At 71.3% G+C, this 17,960-nt stretch carries 15 protein-coding genes; all 15 read left to right on the forward strand.

The annotated features are described in order from the left end of the window. Positions 1–109 precede the first annotated feature (109 nt). A complete protein-coding gene (locus tag ACFC51_RS31410) occupies positions 110–1,864 on the forward strand; it encodes a DUF5941 domain-containing protein (protein WP_376532067.1) in 1,755 nt (584 codons plus the stop codon). Beyond that, positions 1,861–2,598, forward strand: a complete 738-nt coding sequence (locus ACFC51_RS31415) for a sugar phosphate nucleotidyltransferase (RefSeq protein WP_376374962.1) — start codon at positions 1,861–1,863, stop codon at positions 2,596–2,598. Before ACFC51_RS31410 ends, ACFC51_RS31415 begins: the two co-directional genes overlap by 4 nt. Further along, positions 2,586–3,647 (forward strand): iron-containing alcohol dehydrogenase family protein, encoded by a 1,062-nt coding sequence (locus ACFC51_RS31420; RefSeq protein ID WP_376374964.1) that lies wholly within the window; start codon positions 2,586–2,588, stop codon positions 3,645–3,647. Before ACFC51_RS31415 ends, ACFC51_RS31420 begins: the two co-directional genes overlap by 13 nt. Continuing rightward, complete coding sequence (locus ACFC51_RS31425) at positions 3,625–4,404, forward strand: CDP-alcohol phosphatidyltransferase family protein (RefSeq protein ID WP_376374967.1); 780 nt, start codon at positions 3,625–3,627, stop codon at positions 4,402–4,404. Before ACFC51_RS31420 ends, ACFC51_RS31425 begins: the two co-directional genes overlap by 23 nt. A gap of 8 nt (positions 4,405–4,412) precedes the next feature. Continuing rightward, a complete protein-coding gene (locus tag ACFC51_RS31430; protein WP_376374970.1) occupies positions 4,413–5,285 on the forward strand; it encodes a glycosyltransferase family 2 protein in 873 nt (290 codons plus the stop codon). Between the two features lie 108 nt (positions 5,286–5,393). Then, entirely contained in the window at positions 5,394–6,323 is a 930-nt protein-coding gene (locus tag ACFC51_RS31435; RefSeq protein ID WP_376374973.1) for an ABC transporter permease, read from the forward strand. After that, entirely contained in the window at positions 6,316–7,101 is a 786-nt protein-coding gene (locus ACFC51_RS31440) for an ABC transporter ATP-binding protein (RefSeq protein ID WP_376374976.1), read from the forward strand. The genes ACFC51_RS31435 and ACFC51_RS31440 overlap by 8 nt, the downstream gene beginning before the upstream one ends. Positions 7,102–7,509: 408 nt before the next feature. Further along, on the forward strand, positions 7,510–8,430 hold the full coding sequence (hpnC, locus tag ACFC51_RS31445) for a squalene synthase HpnC (protein WP_376532069.1): 921 nt from the start codon (positions 7,510–7,512) through the stop codon (positions 8,428–8,430). 29 nt (positions 8,431–8,459) lie between these two features. Next, complete coding sequence (gene hpnD, locus ACFC51_RS31450; RefSeq protein WP_376374981.1) at positions 8,460–9,380, forward strand: presqualene diphosphate synthase HpnD; 921 nt, start codon at positions 8,460–8,462, stop codon at positions 9,378–9,380. Positions 9,381–9,495: 115 nt separating this feature from the next. Further along, positions 9,496–10,884, forward strand: a complete 1,389-nt coding sequence (gene hpnE, locus ACFC51_RS31455; RefSeq protein ID WP_376532071.1) for a hydroxysqualene dehydroxylase HpnE — start codon at positions 9,496–9,498, stop codon at positions 10,882–10,884. Continuing rightward, positions 10,881–11,984, forward strand: coding sequence for a polyprenyl synthetase family protein (locus tag ACFC51_RS31460; protein ID WP_376374986.1), 1,104 nt, complete (start codon positions 10,881–10,883; stop codon positions 11,982–11,984). Before hpnE ends, ACFC51_RS31460 begins: the two co-directional genes overlap by 4 nt. A gap of 104 nt (positions 11,985–12,088) precedes the next feature. Continuing rightward, positions 12,089–14,101: a squalene--hopene cyclase gene (shc, locus tag ACFC51_RS31465; protein WP_376380675.1), complete on the forward strand. Its 2,013-nt coding sequence runs from the start codon at positions 12,089–12,091 to the stop codon at positions 14,099–14,101. 4 nt (positions 14,102–14,105) lie between these two features. After that, on the forward strand, positions 14,106–14,765 hold the full coding sequence (locus ACFC51_RS31470; protein ID WP_376380678.1) for a 1-hydroxy-2-methyl-2-butenyl 4-diphosphate reductase: 660 nt from the start codon (positions 14,106–14,108) through the stop codon (positions 14,763–14,765). 6 nt (positions 14,766–14,771) lie between these two features. After that, entirely contained in the window at positions 14,772–15,791 is a 1,020-nt protein-coding gene (gene hpnH, locus ACFC51_RS31475) for an adenosyl-hopene transferase HpnH (protein WP_376380680.1), read from the forward strand. Between the two features lie 193 nt (positions 15,792–15,984). After that, the coding region (dxs, locus tag ACFC51_RS31480) for a 1-deoxy-D-xylulose-5-phosphate synthase (protein WP_376532073.1) at positions 15,985–17,960 on the forward strand (1,976 nt) is incomplete at its 3' end.

The following is a 17,960-nucleotide window of genomic DNA, read 5'->3' on the forward strand; positions in this document are numbered from 1 at the left end:
CGTTCCCGTCAGCACCAAGGAGTGAGTTCGTCTGTCGACCGCCATCCTCACCGGTGCGCCGGTACCCGGATCGTCGCTCGAGGACGATCTGCGGTCACTCGGCTTCGAGGTGACTGCCGCAGCTGACGCCACCGAGGCCGCCGAGCTGCTCGCCGCAGTCCCCGCGAGCAGACGCGTCGCGCTCGTGGACCCCCGCTTCGTCGGCCACGTCCATGCCCTCAGGCTCGGACTCACCGACCCCCGTTTCGCCGCGGCGTCGATCCCCGGGGCGCTCACCGCGCAGCCCGAGGCCCGCCCGGCACTGCTCCGCGCCCTGCGGCGGGCCGTGACCGCCGTCGGCGCGGGAAGCCCCGTCGCGCCTCCCGGTGCCGCACCCCTCACCGAGGAACGCACGGTGCCCGGCCGGCTGGCCGTCGCCCTGGACGCCGAAGGCACCGCCGTGCGGCGCCCCGAGCTCGGTTCGCTCACCGCCGCCGTGCCGACGGGACCCGAGGAGCGGGCCGCCGCACAGGCGGCCGTCGACGCCGTCGACGACGAGGCCGTACGGCTCCGCAGCGCGGTGAAGGCGCACGACGGCTTCTTCACCACCTACTTCATCAGCCCCTACTCCCGCTACATCGCCCGCTGGTGCGCGCGACGGGGACTCACCCCGAACCAGGTCACCACCGCCTCGCTGATCACCGCGCTCATCGCGGCGGGCAGCGCGGCGACAGGCACCCGTGGCGGCTACGTCGCGGCCGGGGTGCTCCTGCTCCTCTCCTTCGTCCTGGACTGCACCGACGGGCAGCTCGCCCGGTACTCGCTCCAGTACTCGACGATGGGCGCCTGGCTGGACGCCACCTTCGACCGGGCCAAGGAGTACGCCTACTACGCGGGCCTCGCCCTCGGCGCCGCCCGCGGCGGTGACGACGTATGGGTCCTCGCGCTCGGCGCGATGGTGCTCCAGGCCTGCCGCCATGTCGTCGACTTCTCGTTCAACGAGGCCAACCACGACGCGGAGTCCAACACGAGCCCCACCGCCGCGCTCTCCGACAAGCTCGACAGCGTCGGCTGGACGGTCTGGCTCCGCCGGATGATAGTCCTGCCCATCGGTGAGCGGTGGGCCATGATCGCCGTGCTCACCGCCGTGACCACACCCCGGATCGTCTTCTACGCCCTGCTCATCGGCTGCGCGCTGGCGGCCTGCTACACCACGGCCGGCCGGCTGCTGCGCTCGCTGACCCGCAAGGCGCGACGCACCGACCGCGCGGCCCGGGCCCTGGCCGAGCTGGCCGACTCCGGTCCGCTCGCCCAGACCGTCGCCTCCGTGCTCCGGCGTCCGGGCGGCGGTTTCACGGCCCCGCTCCTGGCCTTCGCCGGAGCGCTCGTGATCGTCGCCGCCGCGCTGTTCGCCCCCTACGGCGACTGGCTCACCGCAGGAGCCGCCGTGGTGTACGCGGTCCTGTCCGGCCTCGCCGTGTCACGGCCGCTCAAGGGCGCGCTCGACTGGCTCGTCCCGCCGGTCTTCCGCGCCGCCGAGTACGGCACGATCCTCGCCCTGGCGGCGCGCAGTGACGTACCGCACGCCGTTCCCGCGGCATTCGGCCTGGTTTCGGCCGTCGCCTACCATCACTACGACACGGTCTACCGCATCCGGGGCGGCACCGGGGCCCCGCCCCGCTGGCTGGTGCGCACCATCGGGGGACACGAGGGCCGCACCCTGGTCGTGACCGTCCTCGCCGCCGTACTGGTCCATGGTTCAGGTTTCACCACGGCTCTCACCGCGCTCGCGGCCGCCGTGGCTCTGGTGGTGCTCGTGGAGTCCATCCGCTTCTGGGTGTCCTCCTCGGCCCCCGCCGTACACGACGAAGGAGAACTCGCATGATCGGCCTCGTACTGGCTGCCGGTGCCGGACGCCGTCTGCGTCCCTACACGGACACGCTGCCCAAGGCCCTGGTGCCGGTGGACGGCGAGAAGACGGTCCTGGACCTGACGCTGGCCAACTTCGCCGAGGTCGGGCTCACCGAGGTCGCGGTCGTCGTGGGCTACCGCAAGGAGGCGGTCTACGCCCGCAAGGCCGAGTTCGAGGCCACGTACGGCGTGAAGCTGACGCTGATCGACAACGACAAGGCCGAGGAGTGGAACAACGCCTACTCCCTCTGGTGCGCCCGAGAGGTCCTGAAGAAGGGCGTCATCCTCGCCAACGGCGACACCGTGCACCCGGTCTCCGTGGAGAAGACCCTCCTCGACGCGCGGGGCGAGGGGCAGAAGATCATCCTCGCCCTCGACACGGTGAAGACCCTCGCCGACGAGGAGATGAAGGTCATCACCGAGGACGGCAAGGGCGTCCGCCGGATCACCAAGCTGATGGACCCGGCCACCGCCACCGGTGAGTACATCGGTGTCACGCTGATCGAGCCCGAGGCCGCCGAGGAGCTCGCCGACGCCCTGAGGACCACCTTCGAGCGCGACCCCGACCTCTACTACGAGGACGGCTACCAGGAGCTCGTGAACCGCGGCTTCACGGTCGACGTCGCCCCCATCGGAGAGGTGACGTGGGTCGAGATCGACAACCACGACGACCTCGCCAGGGGCAGGGAGATCGCGTGCCGGTACTGACCCGCCTCATCCCCTCTCCGGTCGTCGTCGACATCCGGCGCGGTGCGATGGACGATCTGGCCGGTCTCCTCGCCGACCAGAGGATCTCCGCGTCGGGCAAGCTCGCCATCGCGATCAGCGGGGGTTCCGGGCGTGCCCTGCGCGAGCGGCTCGCCCCGGTGCTGCCGGGTGCCGACTGGTACCCGGTCGCCGACGGCACGATCGACTCCGCGGTACGGCTCGCCGACGGCATCAAGGGCAACCGCTACGACGCCGTGGTCGGCCTCGGCGGCGGCAAGATCATCGACGTGGCGAAGTACGCCGCGGCACGCGTCGGCATGCCCATGGTGGCCGTGGCGACGAACCTGTCCCACGACGGGCTCTGCTCCCCGGTGGCCACCCTGGACAACGACAACGGGCGGGGCTCCTACGGGGTCCCCACCCCGATCGCCGTGGTCATCGACCTCGACGTGATCCGCGAGGCGCCCGCACGCTACGTGCGCTCGGGCGCCGGCGATGCGATCTCGAACATCTCCTGCGTCGCCGACTGGGAGCTCGCCCACGAGGTCCAGGGCGAGGAGATCGACGGCCTCGCCGCCGCCATGGCCAGGCAGGCCGGCGAGGCCGTGCTGCGCCACCCCGGCGGGGTCGGCGACGACGCCTTCCTCAAGGTCCTGGCCGAGGGCCTCGTGCTGACGGGCATCTCCATGTCGGTCGCCGGTGACTCCCGGCCCGCCTCGGGCGCCTGCCACGAGATCAACCACGCCTTCGACCTGCTGTACCCGAAGCGCGCGGCCAGCCACGGGGAACAGGTCGGCCTCGGCGCCTGCTTCGCCATGCACCTGCGCGGCGCGCGCGACGAGGCCCTCCAGATGGCGACCGTACTGAGGCGCCACGGCCTGCCGGTGCTGCCCGACGAGATCGGCTTCACCACCGAAGAGTTCGTGCGGGCCGTCGAGTACGCCCCGCAGACGCGCCCGGGACGCTTCACCATCCTGGAACACCTCAACCTGTCCACCGACCAGATCAGGGACGCGTACGCCGACTATGCAAAAGCCATCCATAGCTGAACTCCGCCCGGTCGTGCACCCTCCGGGTGTGAAGGACCGGCGCAGCGGCGAGCACTGGGCGGGTCGGCTCTACATGCGCGAGATCTCGCTGCGCATCACCCGGCGCCTGGTGACCACCAAGGTCACGCCCAACCAGCTGACCTACGTGATGACCGTCGCCGGCGTGCTCGCGGCACCCGCCCTGCTGGTCCCGGGCATCCCGGGTGCCCTGCTCGGCGTGGTCGCGGTGCAGCTCTACCTGCTCTTCGACTGCGTCGACGGCGAGGTGGCCCGCTGGAAGAAGCAGTACTCGCTGGGCGGGGTCTACCTGGACCGGGTGGCCGCCTATCTGTGCGACGCGGCGGTGCTGGTCGGCTTCGGCCTGCGCGCCGCCGATCTGTGGGGCCCGGGACGCGTCGACTGGCTGTGGGCCTTCCTGGGCACGCTCGCCGCTCTCGGCGCCATCCTGATCAAGGCCGAGACGGACCTCGTCGGCGTTGCACGTCACCAGGGCGGGCTGCCGCCCGTCAAGGAGGCTGCGTCCGAGCCCCGCTCCTCCGGCATGGCGCTCGCCCGCCGGGCCGCCGGCGCGCTCAAGTTCCACCGGCTGATCCTCGGCATCGAGGCGTCCTTCGTGATCCTCGTGGTGGCCGTGCTCGACGTGGTCAGGGACGACTTCTTCTTCAGTCGTCTCGCCGTCGCGGTCATGGCCGGCATCGCCCTTCTCCAGACCGTCCTGCACCTGGTGTCGATCCTGGCGTCCAGCAGGCTGAAGTGAGCTCCTCCATGAAACTCGGCGCGGTCATCATCACCATGGGCAACCGCCCCGACGAGCTGCGGGCCCTCCTCGACTCGGTCGCCAGGCAGGACGGCGACCGGATCGAGGTGGTCGTCGTCGGCAACGGCGCCCCGGTCCCCGACGTCCCCCCGGGCGTGCGGACCGTCGAGTTGCCCGAGAACCTGGGTATTCCGGGCGGCCGCAACGTCGGCATCGAGGCGTTCGGCCCGTCCGGAGCCGATGTGGACGTCCTGCTCTTCCTCGACGACGACGGGCACCTGCCGAACACCGACACCGCGGAGCTCTGCCGGCAGGCGTTCGAGGCGGACCCGCAGCTCGGCATCATCACGTTCCGCATCGCCGACCCGGAGACGGGCGTCACCCAGCGACGGCACGTGCCGCGGCTGCGCGCGTCCGACCCGATGCGCTCGTCCCGCGTCACGACGTTCCTCGGCGGCGCGAACGCCGTGCGCAGCCAGGTGATCGCCGAGGCCGGCCCGCTCCCCGGCGAGTTCTTCTACGCGCACGAGGAGACCGACCTCGCCTGGCGTGCCCTGGACGCCGGCTGGATGATCGACTACCGCGCGGACATGGTGCTCAACCACCCCACGACCGCCCCCTCGCGGCACGCGGTCTACCACCGGATGGTGGCCCGCAACCGTGTCTGGCTCGCCCGCCGGAACCTTCCGGCACCGCTGGTGCCCCTCTACGTGGGGGTATGGCTGCTCCTCACCCTGGTCCGCCGGCCCTCGCTGCCCGCCCTCAAGGCATGGTTCGGCGGTTTCCGGGAAGGCTGGACGACGCCCTGCGGACCCCGGCGCCCCATGCGGTGGCGTACGGTATGGCGGCTGACCAGACTGGGCCGGCCGCCGGTGATCTGAGAGGCTCACCTCTGAGACCATGAGCCGTATTCATTCCGTACGGGGAACCTGTCCGCCTTGGCCGCGCCCGCGACCGGCTGCGCATTGTGAAGACGAGAGTTCTTAACTGTGAGTGACACGACCCACGACGGCGGGATTGCGCTGAGCAGCCCGCCGTCCGCCGACGAGGGACTGAGTGCGTCCCAGCTGGCCGACAAGTACGGCTTGACGGTGAGCGGCGCCCGGCCCGGGCTGTTCGCGTACATCCGGCAGCTCTGGGGACGCCGGCATTTCATCCTGGCGTTCTCGAGGGCCAAACTGACCGCCCAGTACAGCCAGGCGAAGCTCGGCCAGCTGTGGCAGGTGGCCACGCCTCTGCTGAACGCGCTGGTCTACTTCTTGATCTTCGGGCTGATCCTCGGCACCCGTAAGGGGATGAGCCAGGAGGTCTTCATCCCGTTCCTGGTGACCGGGGTCTTCGTCTTCACCTTCACCCAGAGCTCGGTCATGGCGGGGGTCCGCTCCATCGCGGGCAACCTCGGCCTGGTCCGGGCGCTGCACTTCCCCCGCGCCTCGCTGCCGGTCTCGTTCTCGCTCCAGCAGCTCCAGCAGCTGCTGTACTCGATGATCGTGCTGGTGGCCGTGGCGGTGGGCTTCGGCAGCTACCCGGCGCTCTCCTGGCTGCTCGTGATCCCTGCGCTGGCCATGCAGTTCCTCTTCAACACCGGCCTGGCGCTCGTCATGGCCCGGCTGGGAAGCAAGACCCCCGACCTCGCCCAGCTGATGCCGTTCGTCATGCGTACCTGGATGTACGCCTCGGGCGTCATGTTCTCCATCCCCGTGATGCTGGCGGACAAGCCGCAGTGGATCGCCGACGTGCTGCAGTACAACCCGGCGGCCATCTACATGGACCTCGTCCGCTTCGCCCTGATCGACGGCTACGGTTCCGAGAACCTGCCGCAGCACGTCTGGGCCGTCGGGCTCGCCTGGGCGCTCGTGGTGGGCGTCGTGGGCTTCGTGTACTTCTGGAAGGCAGAGGAACGGTACGGCCGTGGCTGAGGAATCGTCCCAGGGACACATCCCCACCGTGATCGCGGACGACGTGCACATCGTGTACCGGGTCAACGGCACGGGCGGGGGCAAGGGCAGCGCCACCGCGGCACTGAGCCGGATCATGCGCCGCGGCAAGGGCGAACCGCGCGGCGTGCGCAAGGTGCACGCGGTGCGGGGTGTCTCCTTCACCGCCTACCGCGGCCAGGCCATCGGCCTCATCGGCACGAACGGCTCCGGCAAGTCGACCCTGCTGCGGGCCATCGCCGGCCTGCTGCCGACCGAGCACGGCAAGGTGTACACCGACGGCCAGCCGTCGCTGCTGGGCGTCAACGCCGCGCTGATGAGCGACCTGACGGGTGAGCGCAACGTCGTGCTCGGCGGCCTCGCGATGGGCATGAGCCGCGAGGAGATCCGGGCGCGGTACAAGGACATCGTGGACTTCTCCGGGATCAACGAGAAGGGCGACTTCATCACGCTGCCGATGCGGACCTACTCGTCCGGCATGGCGGCCCGTCTGCGCTTCTCGATCGCGGCGGCCAAGAACCACGACGTCCTCATGATCGACGAGGCCCTGGCCACCGGTGACCGCAAGTTCCGGGTCCGGTCCGAGGAGCGGATCCGCGAGCTGCGCAAGGAGGCGGGCACCGTCTTCCTGGTCAGCCACAACAACAAGACCATCCGGGACACCTGCGACCGGGTGCTGTGGCTGGAAAAGGGCGAGCTCCTGATGGACGGGCCCACCGAAGAGGTGCTCAAGGCCTACGAGCGGGAGACCGGCAAGTAGCCGTCGCATGCGTGTGGCCCCCGCCGGAGTGCAGCGGCGGGGGCCGCGCGATGTCACGGCCGGGCGGGTGCACGGCTCCCCGGGGGATCTCCTCCCGCCGGATGACGTCAATTGCCCGGGAGCCGGGGAAGGTTGACCGCGGCCCGAGTGTTCCGGGAGGACGTGCCGCACCCGGGCGCGGCTCTGTGAGCTGTACAACGTAAGCTGTCACGGTACTGATTCGCGGCACTGTGGGGTGATACGCCCCGGCACATCGCCCGTTGTGTGCATGTCGCACTCGGCCGGACGAGCGGCGTGTCCGAAAAGGGATGTTTTGGGTCGGCAGTGTAGAACGGGAGATATGACGGCAATGATGGAAAATCTCCAGCTCCGACGTGGTTTCGCCGTCCCCGCGTCGGGTGGTACGCAGTGACCCGTACCCAGCAGGCGCACGCCGACGCCGCAGCGACCGCCACGCTCGGCAAGGCAGCCGACGAGAACTTCCCCGTGGCGCCCTTCTTCCTGCCCCGGGCCTGGCGTGACGACCTCATGGCCGTCTACGGCTTCGCCCGACTCGTCGACGACATCGGCGACGGCGATCTGGCCCCCGGCGGCGCCGACGCCCGTCACCTCGGCCTCGAACCCGGACAGGACGACGACCGCCTCTCCGCGCTGGACGCCCTCGAAGCCGACCTGCACCGCGTCTTCTCCGCCACCGGCGAGGACCCCCGGCACCCCCTGATGCGCGCCCTGCGCCCCACCGTGCGGCGCTGCGCGCTCACCCCCGAACCCTTCCTCGGCCTGGTCGAGGCGAACCGGCAGGACCAGAAGGTCCGCCGCTACGGGACCTACGGGGAGCTGCTGGCTTACTGCGAGCTCTCCGCCAACCCTGTCGGCCGCCTCGTCCTGCAGATCACCGGTACCGCGAGCCCCGAACGCATCCGCCGCTCCGACGCCGTCTGCACCGCGCTGCAGATCGCCGAACACCTCCAGGACGTCGCCGAGGACCTCGGACGCGACCGGATCTACCTCCCCGCCGAGGACATGGCCCGTTTCCACGTCGGCGAGTCCGACCTGGCCGCCCCGTCCGCGGGCGCGGGCGTACGCGCCCTCATCGCCTTCGAGGAGGAACGTGCCCGCGCACTGCTGGACGAGGGCATCCCCCTGGTCGGCAGTGTCCGCGGCCGGCTCAAGCTGCTGCTCGCCGGATTCGTCGGCGGAGGGCGAGCCGCCCTCGGCGCCGTCTCGGCCGCAGGTTTCGACGTACTGCCCGGACCGCCCAAGCCCACCGCGCCCAGACTGCTGCGCGAGGTGGGAGACGTCCTGCGAAGAGCGCACAGAGAGGGGTGAGCCGGACCGTGGAGGGACAGACGACGTACATGTCGGCACCGGTACAGGCCGCATACAGCTACTGCGAGGCCGTCACCGGACAGCAGGCCCGTAATTTCGCGTACGGCATCCGTCTGCTGCCGTACGAGAAGCGGCAGGCCATGTCGGCGCTGTACGCCTTCTCCCGTCGGGTCGACGACATCGGCGACGGCGAGCTGGACCCGGAGACCAAGCACGCCCGGCTGGAGGACACCCGGGAGCTGCTCGGCCGGATCAGGCACGGCAAGGTCGACGAGGACGACACCGACCCGGTCGCGGTCGCCCTGGCCGACGCCGCTCACCGCTTCCCGCTGCCGCTCGGCGGCCTGGACGAGCTCATCGACGGTGTCCTCATGGACGTGCGCGGTGCGACCTACGAGACCTGGGACGACCTGAAGACGTACTGCCGGTGTGTCGCCGGTGCCATCGGGCGCCTCAGCCTGGGCGTCTTCGGGACGGAAGCGGGCGCCCCCGGCGCCGAACGGGCCTCGGAGTACGCCGACACCCTCGGCCTCGCCCTCCAGCTCACCAACATCCTGCGTGACGTCCGCGAGGACGCCGGCAACGGGCGCACCTACCTGCCCGCCGACGACCTCGCGAAGTTCGGCTGTTCCGCCGGCTTCCACCGGGCCACCCCGCCTCCCGGGTCGGACTTCGCCGGCCTGGTGCACTTCGAGGTCCGGCGCGCGCGGGCGCTCTTCGCCGAGGGCTACCGGCTGCTGCCCATGCTGGACCGGCGCAGCGGTGCCTGCGTGGCGGCCATGGCCGGCATCTACCGCCGGCTCCTCGACCGGATCGAACGCGATCCCGAGGCCGTCCTGCGCGGCAGGGTCTCGCTGCCCGGCCACGAGAAGGCGTACGTTGCGGTGCGCGGCCTCTCGGGCCTCGACGCGCGGTACATCTCGCGCCGGACTGCCAGGGGGAGGGTCTGATGACGGGTCCTATCCGGCGCGTCGGACGGGCAACCCCGGTGCGCCCCCGTGCGTCCCTGTCTGCGACGACGCGGCGCGAGCCGATGACCGCGGCGACCCGGCGAAGGGAGCGGGCATGACAGGCCGGAGCCCCCGCTCCTCCCGCGCGGTCGTCGTCGGCGGCGGCCTCGCAGGCGTCACCACGGCGCTGCGCCTCGCCGACGCGGGGCTCGACGTGACCCTGCTGGAAGGGCGCCCCCGCCTCGGCGGCCTCGCCTTCTCCTTCCGCCGCGGCGACCTCTCCGTCGACAACGGCCAGCACGTCTACCTGCGCTGCTGCACGGGCTACCGCTGGTTCCTCGACCGGATCGAGGGCGCCCACCTCGCGCCGCTCCAGGACCGCCTCGACGTACCCGTGCTCGACGTCGGCAGGCCCGCCGGGCCCAGGCTCGGGCGGCTGCGCCGCACCGCGCTGCCCGTGCCCCTGCACCTCGCCGGCGGCCTCGCCGCCTACCCGCACCTCTCGCTCGCGGAGAAGGCCGGCGTCGCCCGCGCCGCGCTGGCGCTCGGCCGTCTCGACCCCGCCGACCCCGCGCTCGACGGCATCGACTTCGCCACCTGGCTCCGCCGCCACGGCCAGTCGCACCGCACCGTCGAGGCCCTCTGGGACCTCGTCGGGGTCGCCACGCTCAATGCCACCGCGCCGCACGCCTCCATGGCCCTGGCGGCGAAGGTCTTCAAGACCGGGCTCCTCTCCGAGCCGGGCGCCGCCGACATCGGCTGGGCCGCCGTCCCCCTCGGCGACCTCCACGACACCCTCGCCCGGAAGGCGCTCGAATCCGCGGGCGTGGCCATCCACCTGCGCACCCGGGTCTCCTCCCTCACCCGCGCGGAGGACGGCGGCTGGGCCGTCGGGACCGACGGGGAGACGCTCCAGGCCGACACCGTCGTCCTCGCCGTGCCCCAGGGCGACACCCACCGGCTGCTGCCCGAGGGGGCGCTCGACGACCCCGGCCGGCTGCTCCGCCTCACCGACGCGCCGATCCTCAACGTGCATGTCGTCTACGACCGCACGGTGCTGCGCAGGCCCTTCTTCGCGGCGATCGGATCGCCCGTGCAGTGGGTCTTCGACCGTACGGCGTCCTCCGGACTCCAGGGAGACGGCCAGTACCTCGCGGTCTCCCAGTCGGCTGCCCAGGACGAGATCGACCTCCCCGTCGCCGAGCTGCGCAAGCGCTACGTGCCCGAGCTGGAACGGCTCCTCCCGGCGGCACGCGGGGCCGGGATCCGCGACTTCTTCGTCACCCGGGAACGCACCGCGACCTTCGCGCCCGCACCCGGAGTGGGACGCCTGCGGCCGGGCGCGCACACCCGCGCCCCCGGGCTGCACCTGGCGGGAGCATGGACCGCCACCGGCTGGCCCGCCACGATGGAGGGTGCCGTCCGCAGTGGCTTCACCGCCGCGGACGCCGCGCTCCAGGCACTCGGCCGGCCCCACGAACATCCGCTGCAGGAGGCGGCATGAGCAGTACCACCGGAACAAGAGGAGAGTCTGTGACCCCGGCGAATCCGGCTTACGACACCGTGGTGGACACCGCGGACGTCACCGCGCTTCTGGAGCGCGGAAGGGCCCTGTCAGCGCCGGTGCTGCGAGCTGCCGTGGACCGGCTGGCGCCGCCCATGGACACCGTCGCGGCCTACCACTTCGGCTGGATCGACGCCCAGGGCCGGCCCGCCGACGGCGACGGCGGCAAGGCCGTTCGCCCCGCGCTGGCCCTGCTGTCAGCGGAAGCGGCGGGAGCTCCGGCAGAGGCAGGGATCCCCGGCGCCGTAGCCGTCGAACTCGTGCACAACTTCTCGCTGCTGCACGACGACCTGATGGACGGCGACGAGCAGCGCCGCCACCGCGACACGGTATGGAAGGTGCACGGACCCGCCCAGGCGATCCTCGTCGGCGACGCGCTCTTCGCGCTGGCCAACGAGATCCTGCTGGAGCTCGGCACCGTCGAGGCGGGCCGGGCGGCCCGCAGGCTGACCACGGCCAGCCGCAAGCTGATCGACGGTCAGGCCCAGGACATCTCCTACGAGCACCGCGAGCGGGTCACCGTCGAGGAGTGCCTGGAGATGGAGGGCAACAAGACGGGCGCCCTGCTCGCCTGCGCCGTCTCCATCGGCGCGGTGCTCGGCGGGGCCGACGACCGTACCGCCGACGTCCTGGAGGCGTACGGCTACCACCTCGGCCTCGCCTTCCAGGCGGTCGACGACCTGCTCGGGATCTGGGGCGACCCGGAGTCCACGGGCAAGCAGACCTGGAGCGACCTGCGCCAGCGCAAGAAGTCGCTGCCCGTCGTGGCCGCGCTCGCAGCGGGCGGACCGGCCTCGGAGCGGCTGGGGGAGCTGCTCGCCGCCGACGCCAAGAGCACCGACTTCGACAGCTTCTCCGAAGAGGAGTTCGCCGCCCGTGCGGCGCTCATCGAGGAGGCGGGCGGCCGCGAGTGGACCGCCCAGGAAGCCCGCCGTCAGCACGCGGTAGCCATCGAGGCGCTGCACGGCGTCGACATGCCGGAACGAGTGCGGGCGCAGCTCACCGAGCTCGCCGACTTCGTGGTCGTACGAAAGAGATGATCACCATCCAGATATGACTCGCAGTCGCCGGCGGGCGCCCCCCGGGGCGCCCGCCGACGGAGACCCCAGCACAGCAGAGGACCAGACTGCACGAAGGGGAAGCCATGACAGCGACGACCGACGGAAGCACCGGGGCCGCGAACCTCCGCGCAGCCTCGGCATGCGATCCGACCGAATCAACCACCGCCGCGGACGACCTGTTCGCCGTCGCGCGGCTGGCCGCGGAACGCTCGGTGGAGCACCTCCTCGGCAGGCAGGACGAGCAGGGCTGGTGGAAGGGCGACCTCGCCACCAACGTCACCATGGACGCGGAGGACCTGCTGCTCCGTCAGTTCCTGGGCATCCAGGACCCGGACACCGTCAAGGCCGCCGCCCGCTTCATCCGGGGCGAACAGCTCGGCGACGGCACCTGGAACACCTTCTACGAGGGGCCGCCCGACCTCTCCGCGACCATCGAGGCCTACGTCGCGCTGCGGCTGGCCGGGGACCGGCCGGACGACCCCCATATGATCCGCGCCGCGGGCTGGGTCAGGGAACAGGGCGGGATCGCGGAATCCAGGGTCTTCACCAGGATCTGGCTCGCGCTCTTCGGCTGGTGGAAGTGGGACGACCTGCCGGAGCTCCCGCCCGAGCTGATGTTCTTCCCGAAGTGGGTCCCGCTCAACATCTACGACTTCGGCTGCTGGGCCCGTCAGACCATCGTGCCCCTCACCATCGTGTCCGCGAAGCGGCCCGTACGTCCGGCGCCCTTCACCCTGGACGAACTGCACACCGACCCGGCGTGCCCCAGCCCGCCCAGACCCACGGCCCCGGCCGCCAGTTGGGACGGGGTCTTCCAGCGGCTCGACAAGGTGCTGCACTTCTACCACAAGGTGGCCCCGCGCAGGCTGCGCCGGATCGCCATGAACGCCGCCGCCCGCTGGATCATCGAACGCCAGGAGAACGACGGCTGCTGGGGCGGCATCCAGCCGCCCGCCGTGTACTCCGTCATCGCCCTGCATCTGCTGGGCTACGACCTCGACCACCCGGTCATGCGGGCCGGGCTCGAATCGCTCGACCGCTTCACCGTGTGGCGCGAGGACGGCGCCCGCATGGTCGAAGCCTGCCAGTCCCCGGTCTGGGACACCTGTCTCGCCACCATCGCCCTCGCCGACGCGGGGGTGAGCCCCGACCATCCGGCGCTCGTGAGGGCGGCGGACTGGATGCTCGGCGAGGAGATCGTCCGGCCGGGGGACTGGTCCGTGCGCAAGCCCGAACTCGCGCCGGGCGGATGGGCGTTCGAGTTCCACAACAACAACTACCCCGACATCGACGACACCGCCGAAGTCGTCCTGGCACTGCGCCGCGTCCGGCACCCCGACCCCGAGAGGGTCGAGGGAGCCATCGAGCGCGGGGTGCGCTGGAACCTCGGCATGCAGTCGCGCAACGGCGCCTGGGGAGCCTTCGACGCGGACAACACCAGCCCCTTCCCCAACCGTCTGCCGTTCTGCGACTTCGGTGAGGTCATCGACCCTCCGTCGGCCGACGTCACCGGACACGTGGTGGAGATGCTCGCGGTCGAGGGCAGGGCGGACGATCCCCGTACGCGCCGCGGCATCGACTGGCTGCTCGCCGAACAGGAGGCGAGCGGGGCGTGGTTCGGCCGGTGGGGCGTCAACTACATCTACGGGACCGGTTCCGTGGTGCCCGCGCTGATCGCCGCCGGGCTGCCGGCCGCGCACCCCTCGGTCAGGCGGGCCGTGGACTGGCTGAAGTCCGTCCAGAACGACGACGGCGGCTGGGGCGAGGACCTGCGTTCCTACCGCGAGGAGAAGTGGATCGGCCACGGCAGTTCGACGGCCTCCCAGACGGCGTGGGCGCTGCTCGCGCTCCTGTCGGCGGGGGAGCGGGGGAGCAGGTCGGTGGAGCGGGGCGTCGGATGGCTGGCGGAGACCCAGCAGGCCGACGGCTCCTGGGACGAGCCGCACTTCACCGGAACCGGCTTCCCCTGGGACTTCTCCATCAACTACCACCTCTACCGGCAGGTCTTCCCCCTCACAGCCCTCGGCCGGTACGTCTACGGAGACCCCTTCGCCACCGCCACCGGAATCGGCGCCGGCGCCGGTAAGGGGGCTTGAGCCCATGGGTGGTGCACAGCAACCGCCCGGTCCCGCCGCGCCGCTGCTGATCGCCTGCGCCCTGGGCATCGAACGTCTCGCCCTGCGCACCGGAAGGAAGGGCGCGCACCCCGCCCCGGGCCCCGTCAGCATCATCAGCTCGGGAATGGGCCCCCGGGCCGCCGAGAAGGCGGTACGGGAGGCCCTGGGGCTGCACGGGGCCGGGGGCACGGCGGTCATCGCCTCCGGCTTCTGCGCGGGGCTGGAGCCCGGCATGCACCCGGGCGACCTCGTGGTGGCCGAGGAGACCCGGGACGCCGACGGCACCACACCGTGCACCGGGACCGGCCTGCTGGTCGACGCACTGGTCAGGGCGGTTCCCGGCCGTACGGTCCACACCGGCCCGCTGGCCGGCTCCGGTCACGTCGTGAGGGGCACGGAGCGGGCCGGCCTCCGGGCCACCGGCGCCGTCGCGGTGGACATGGAGTCCGCCGCCACCCTCCGCACCGCCGTACGGACCGGGCCGCGCCCGGTTGCGGCCGTACGGGTGGTCGTGGACGCTCCAGAGCATGAGCTCGTCCGCATCGGCACGGTCCGCGGTGGAATATCGGCATTCCGCGTTCTCCGTGCTGTCCTTCCGGCTTTTCACGAATGGCACCGATCTTTGCTGCTCCCCAGGAGGTGAGCCCAGATGGCCATGCCGCTCCGTCAGTCCATCAAGGTTGCGACGTATCTCTTCGAACAGAAGCTCCGCAAGCGGGAGAAGTTTCCGCTGATCGTCGAGCTGGAGCCCTTGTTCGCCTGCAATCTGGCGTGCGAGGGCTGCGGCAAGATCCAGCACCCGGCCGGAGTGCTGAAGCAGCGCATGCCGGTGGCCCAGGCGGTGGGGGCGGTGCTGGAGTCAGGTGCCCCGATGGTCTCCATCGCCGGCGGCGAACCTCTGATGCACCCTCAGATCGACGAGATCGTACGGCAGCTGGTGGCGAAGAAGAAGTACGTCTTCCTCTGCACCAACGCGATGCTGATGCGCAAGAAGCTCGACAAGTTCACGCCGTCCCCCTACTTCGCCTTCGCGGTGCACATCGACGGACTCCGTGAGCGGCACGACGAGTCGGTCGCGAAGGAAGGCGTCTTCGACGAGGCGGTCGAGGCGATGAAGGAGGCCAAGAGCCGCGGCTTCCGGGTCACGACCAACTCCACCTTCTTCAATACGGACACCCCCCAGACCGTCATCGAGGTGCTGAACTTCCTCAACGACGAGATGAAGGTCGACGAGATGATGATCTCGCCCGCCTACGCCTACGAGAAGGCACCCGACCAGGAGCACTTCCTGGGTGTGGAACAGACCCGTGAGCTCTTCAAGAAGGCCTTCGCGGGCGGCAACCGCAGCCGCTGGAGGCTCAACCACTCCCCGCTCTTCCTGGACTTCCTGGAGGGCAAGGCCGACTTCCCCTGCACGGCCTGGGCGATCCCCAACTACTCGCTCTTCGGCTGGCAGCGGCCCTGCTACCTGATGAGCGACGGCTACGTCCCGACCTACCGGGAACTCATCGAGGACACCGACTGGGACAAGTACGGCCGGGGCAAGGACCCGCGCTGCGCCAACTGCATGGCGCACTGCGGGTACGAGCCCACGGCGGTGCTCGCCACCATGGGATCACTGAAGGAGTCCCTGCGAGCGGCACGGGAGACGATCGGCGGGAACCGGTGACGTCATGACCGCGGGAGAGCCGGCCGCGCCGGATCTCCCCGCGCTCCCCGGCCCGGTCCCCCACGGAGCGCCGCCCCCGTGGCGCGTCCGGGCCGGGCCGGTGGCCGTCCGCAGGCACGCGCCGGTGCCGGTGCGGCCGATGACGACGACGCGAGGGTGAGCCGACAACAGGACCAGGGAGAGGGGCCCGGGCGTGACGACGCTGGAATCCATCAAGGGGCCGCAGGACCTCAAGGCGCTCAGTGGACCGGAGATTGCCGAGCTCGCTCAGGAGATCAGGGAGTTCCTCATCCGTGCCGTGACGAGGACGGGGGGTCACCTCGGCCCCAACCTCGGAGTGGTCGAGCTCACCATCGCCCTCCACCGGGTCTTCGACTCACCGGTGGACCGCATCCTGTGGGACACCGGACACCAGAGCTATGTGCACAAGCTGCTGACGGGACGCCAGGACTTCTCCGGGCTGCGTTCCCGGGGCGGCCTCTCGGGTTACCCCTCGCGTGAGGAGTCCGAGCACGACGTCATCGAGAACTCCCACGCCTCCGCAGTCCTCGGCTGGGCGGACGGCCTCGCCAAGGCCGGCGAGGTGCTGGGCCGTCCGCACCATGTGGTGGCGGTCGTCGGCGACGGGGCGCTCACCGGAGGGATGGCCTGGGAGGCGCTCAACAACATCGCCGCGGCCGGCGACCGCCCGCTGGTCATCGTCGTCAACGACAACGAACGCTCGTACGCCCCGACCATCGGCGGCCTCGCGAACCATCTCGCGACCCTTCGTACCACCGACGGGTACGAACGCTTCCTGTCCTGGGGCAAGGGCGTACTCCAGCAGACCCCGGTCATCGGCCCGCCGCTGTACGGATCGCTGCACGGGGCGAAGAAGGGCTTCAAGGACACGTTCGCCCCCCAGGGCATGTTCGAGGACCTGGGCCTGAAGTACGTCGGACCGGTCGACGGCCACGACACCGCGGCCGTCGAGACCGCACTGCAACGGGCCAAGCGGTTCCGCGGCCCCGTGCTGGTGCACTGCATCACCGAGAAGGGCCGTGGGTACGCCCCAGCCCTGGCCGACGACGCCGACCGCTTCCACACGGTCGGCAGGATGGACCCGCTGACCTGCGAGCCGCTCGTCGTGCCCGCCGCGCCGTCCTGGACCTCGGTGTTCGGCGACGAGATCGCGGAGATCGGTGCCGAGCGCCCGGACGTGGTCGCCATCACCGCGGCCATGCTGCACCCGGTCGGACTGACCCGCTTCGCCGCGGAGTTCCCCGACCGGATCTGGGACGTGGGGATCGCCGAGCAGCACGCCGCGGTCTCCGCCGCCGGGCTGGCCACCGGCGGTCTGCACCCGGTCGTCGCCGTCTACGCGAGCTTCCTCAACCGGGCGTTCGACCAGGTGCTGATGGACGTCGCCCTGCACAGATGCGGGGTGACCTTCGTCCTGGACCGGGCCGGGGTGACGGGGGTCGACGGCCCCTCGCACAACGGCATGTGGGACATGTCCGTCCTCCAGGTCGTCCCGGGGCTCCGGATCGCGGCCCCGCGCGACGCCGACCGGCTTCGGGAGGAACTGCGCGAGGCCGTCGAGGTGGACGACGCCCCGACCGTGATCCGCTTCCCCAAGGAGTCCGTGGGCGAGCCCGTCTCCTCGGTGGGACGGATCGGCGGGATGGACGTCCTGCACCGCGCGGCGGATCCGGACGTCCTGCTGGTGGCTGTCGGGGTGCTCGCCCCGCTGTGCCTCCGGGCGGCCGACCTGCTCGCGGGATACGGGATCCGCTGTACGGTCGTCGACCCGCGCTGGGTCAAGCCGGTCGACGAGCAGCTCGCCCCGCTCGCCGCCCGGCACCGGCTGGTGGCGGTCGTCGAGGACAACAGCAGGACCGGCGGGGTCGGCTGGGCCGTCGGACAGGCCCTGCGGGACGCGGACGTCGACGTACCGCTGCGGACGTTCGGCATCCCTGAGGAGTTCCTCGCGCACGCGGGGCGCGGCGAGGTGCTGGCGGGGATCGGACTCACCCCGGTGGAGGTCGCCGGGCGGATCCGTGGGGGGGGGGGGGGGCCCCCCCCCCCGGGGGGGGGGGGGGGGGGGGGGGGGGGGGGGGGGGGGTTAAAAAAAAACGCCGGGGGGAGAGTGGAGGGGGCCGCCCCGGCGCCGGCCCCGGCCCCCGCCAC

It is taken from the genome of Streptomyces sp. NPDC055962, assembly GCF_042270185.1.
GTDB lineage: Bacteria > Actinomycetota > Actinomycetes > Streptomycetales > Streptomycetaceae > Streptomyces.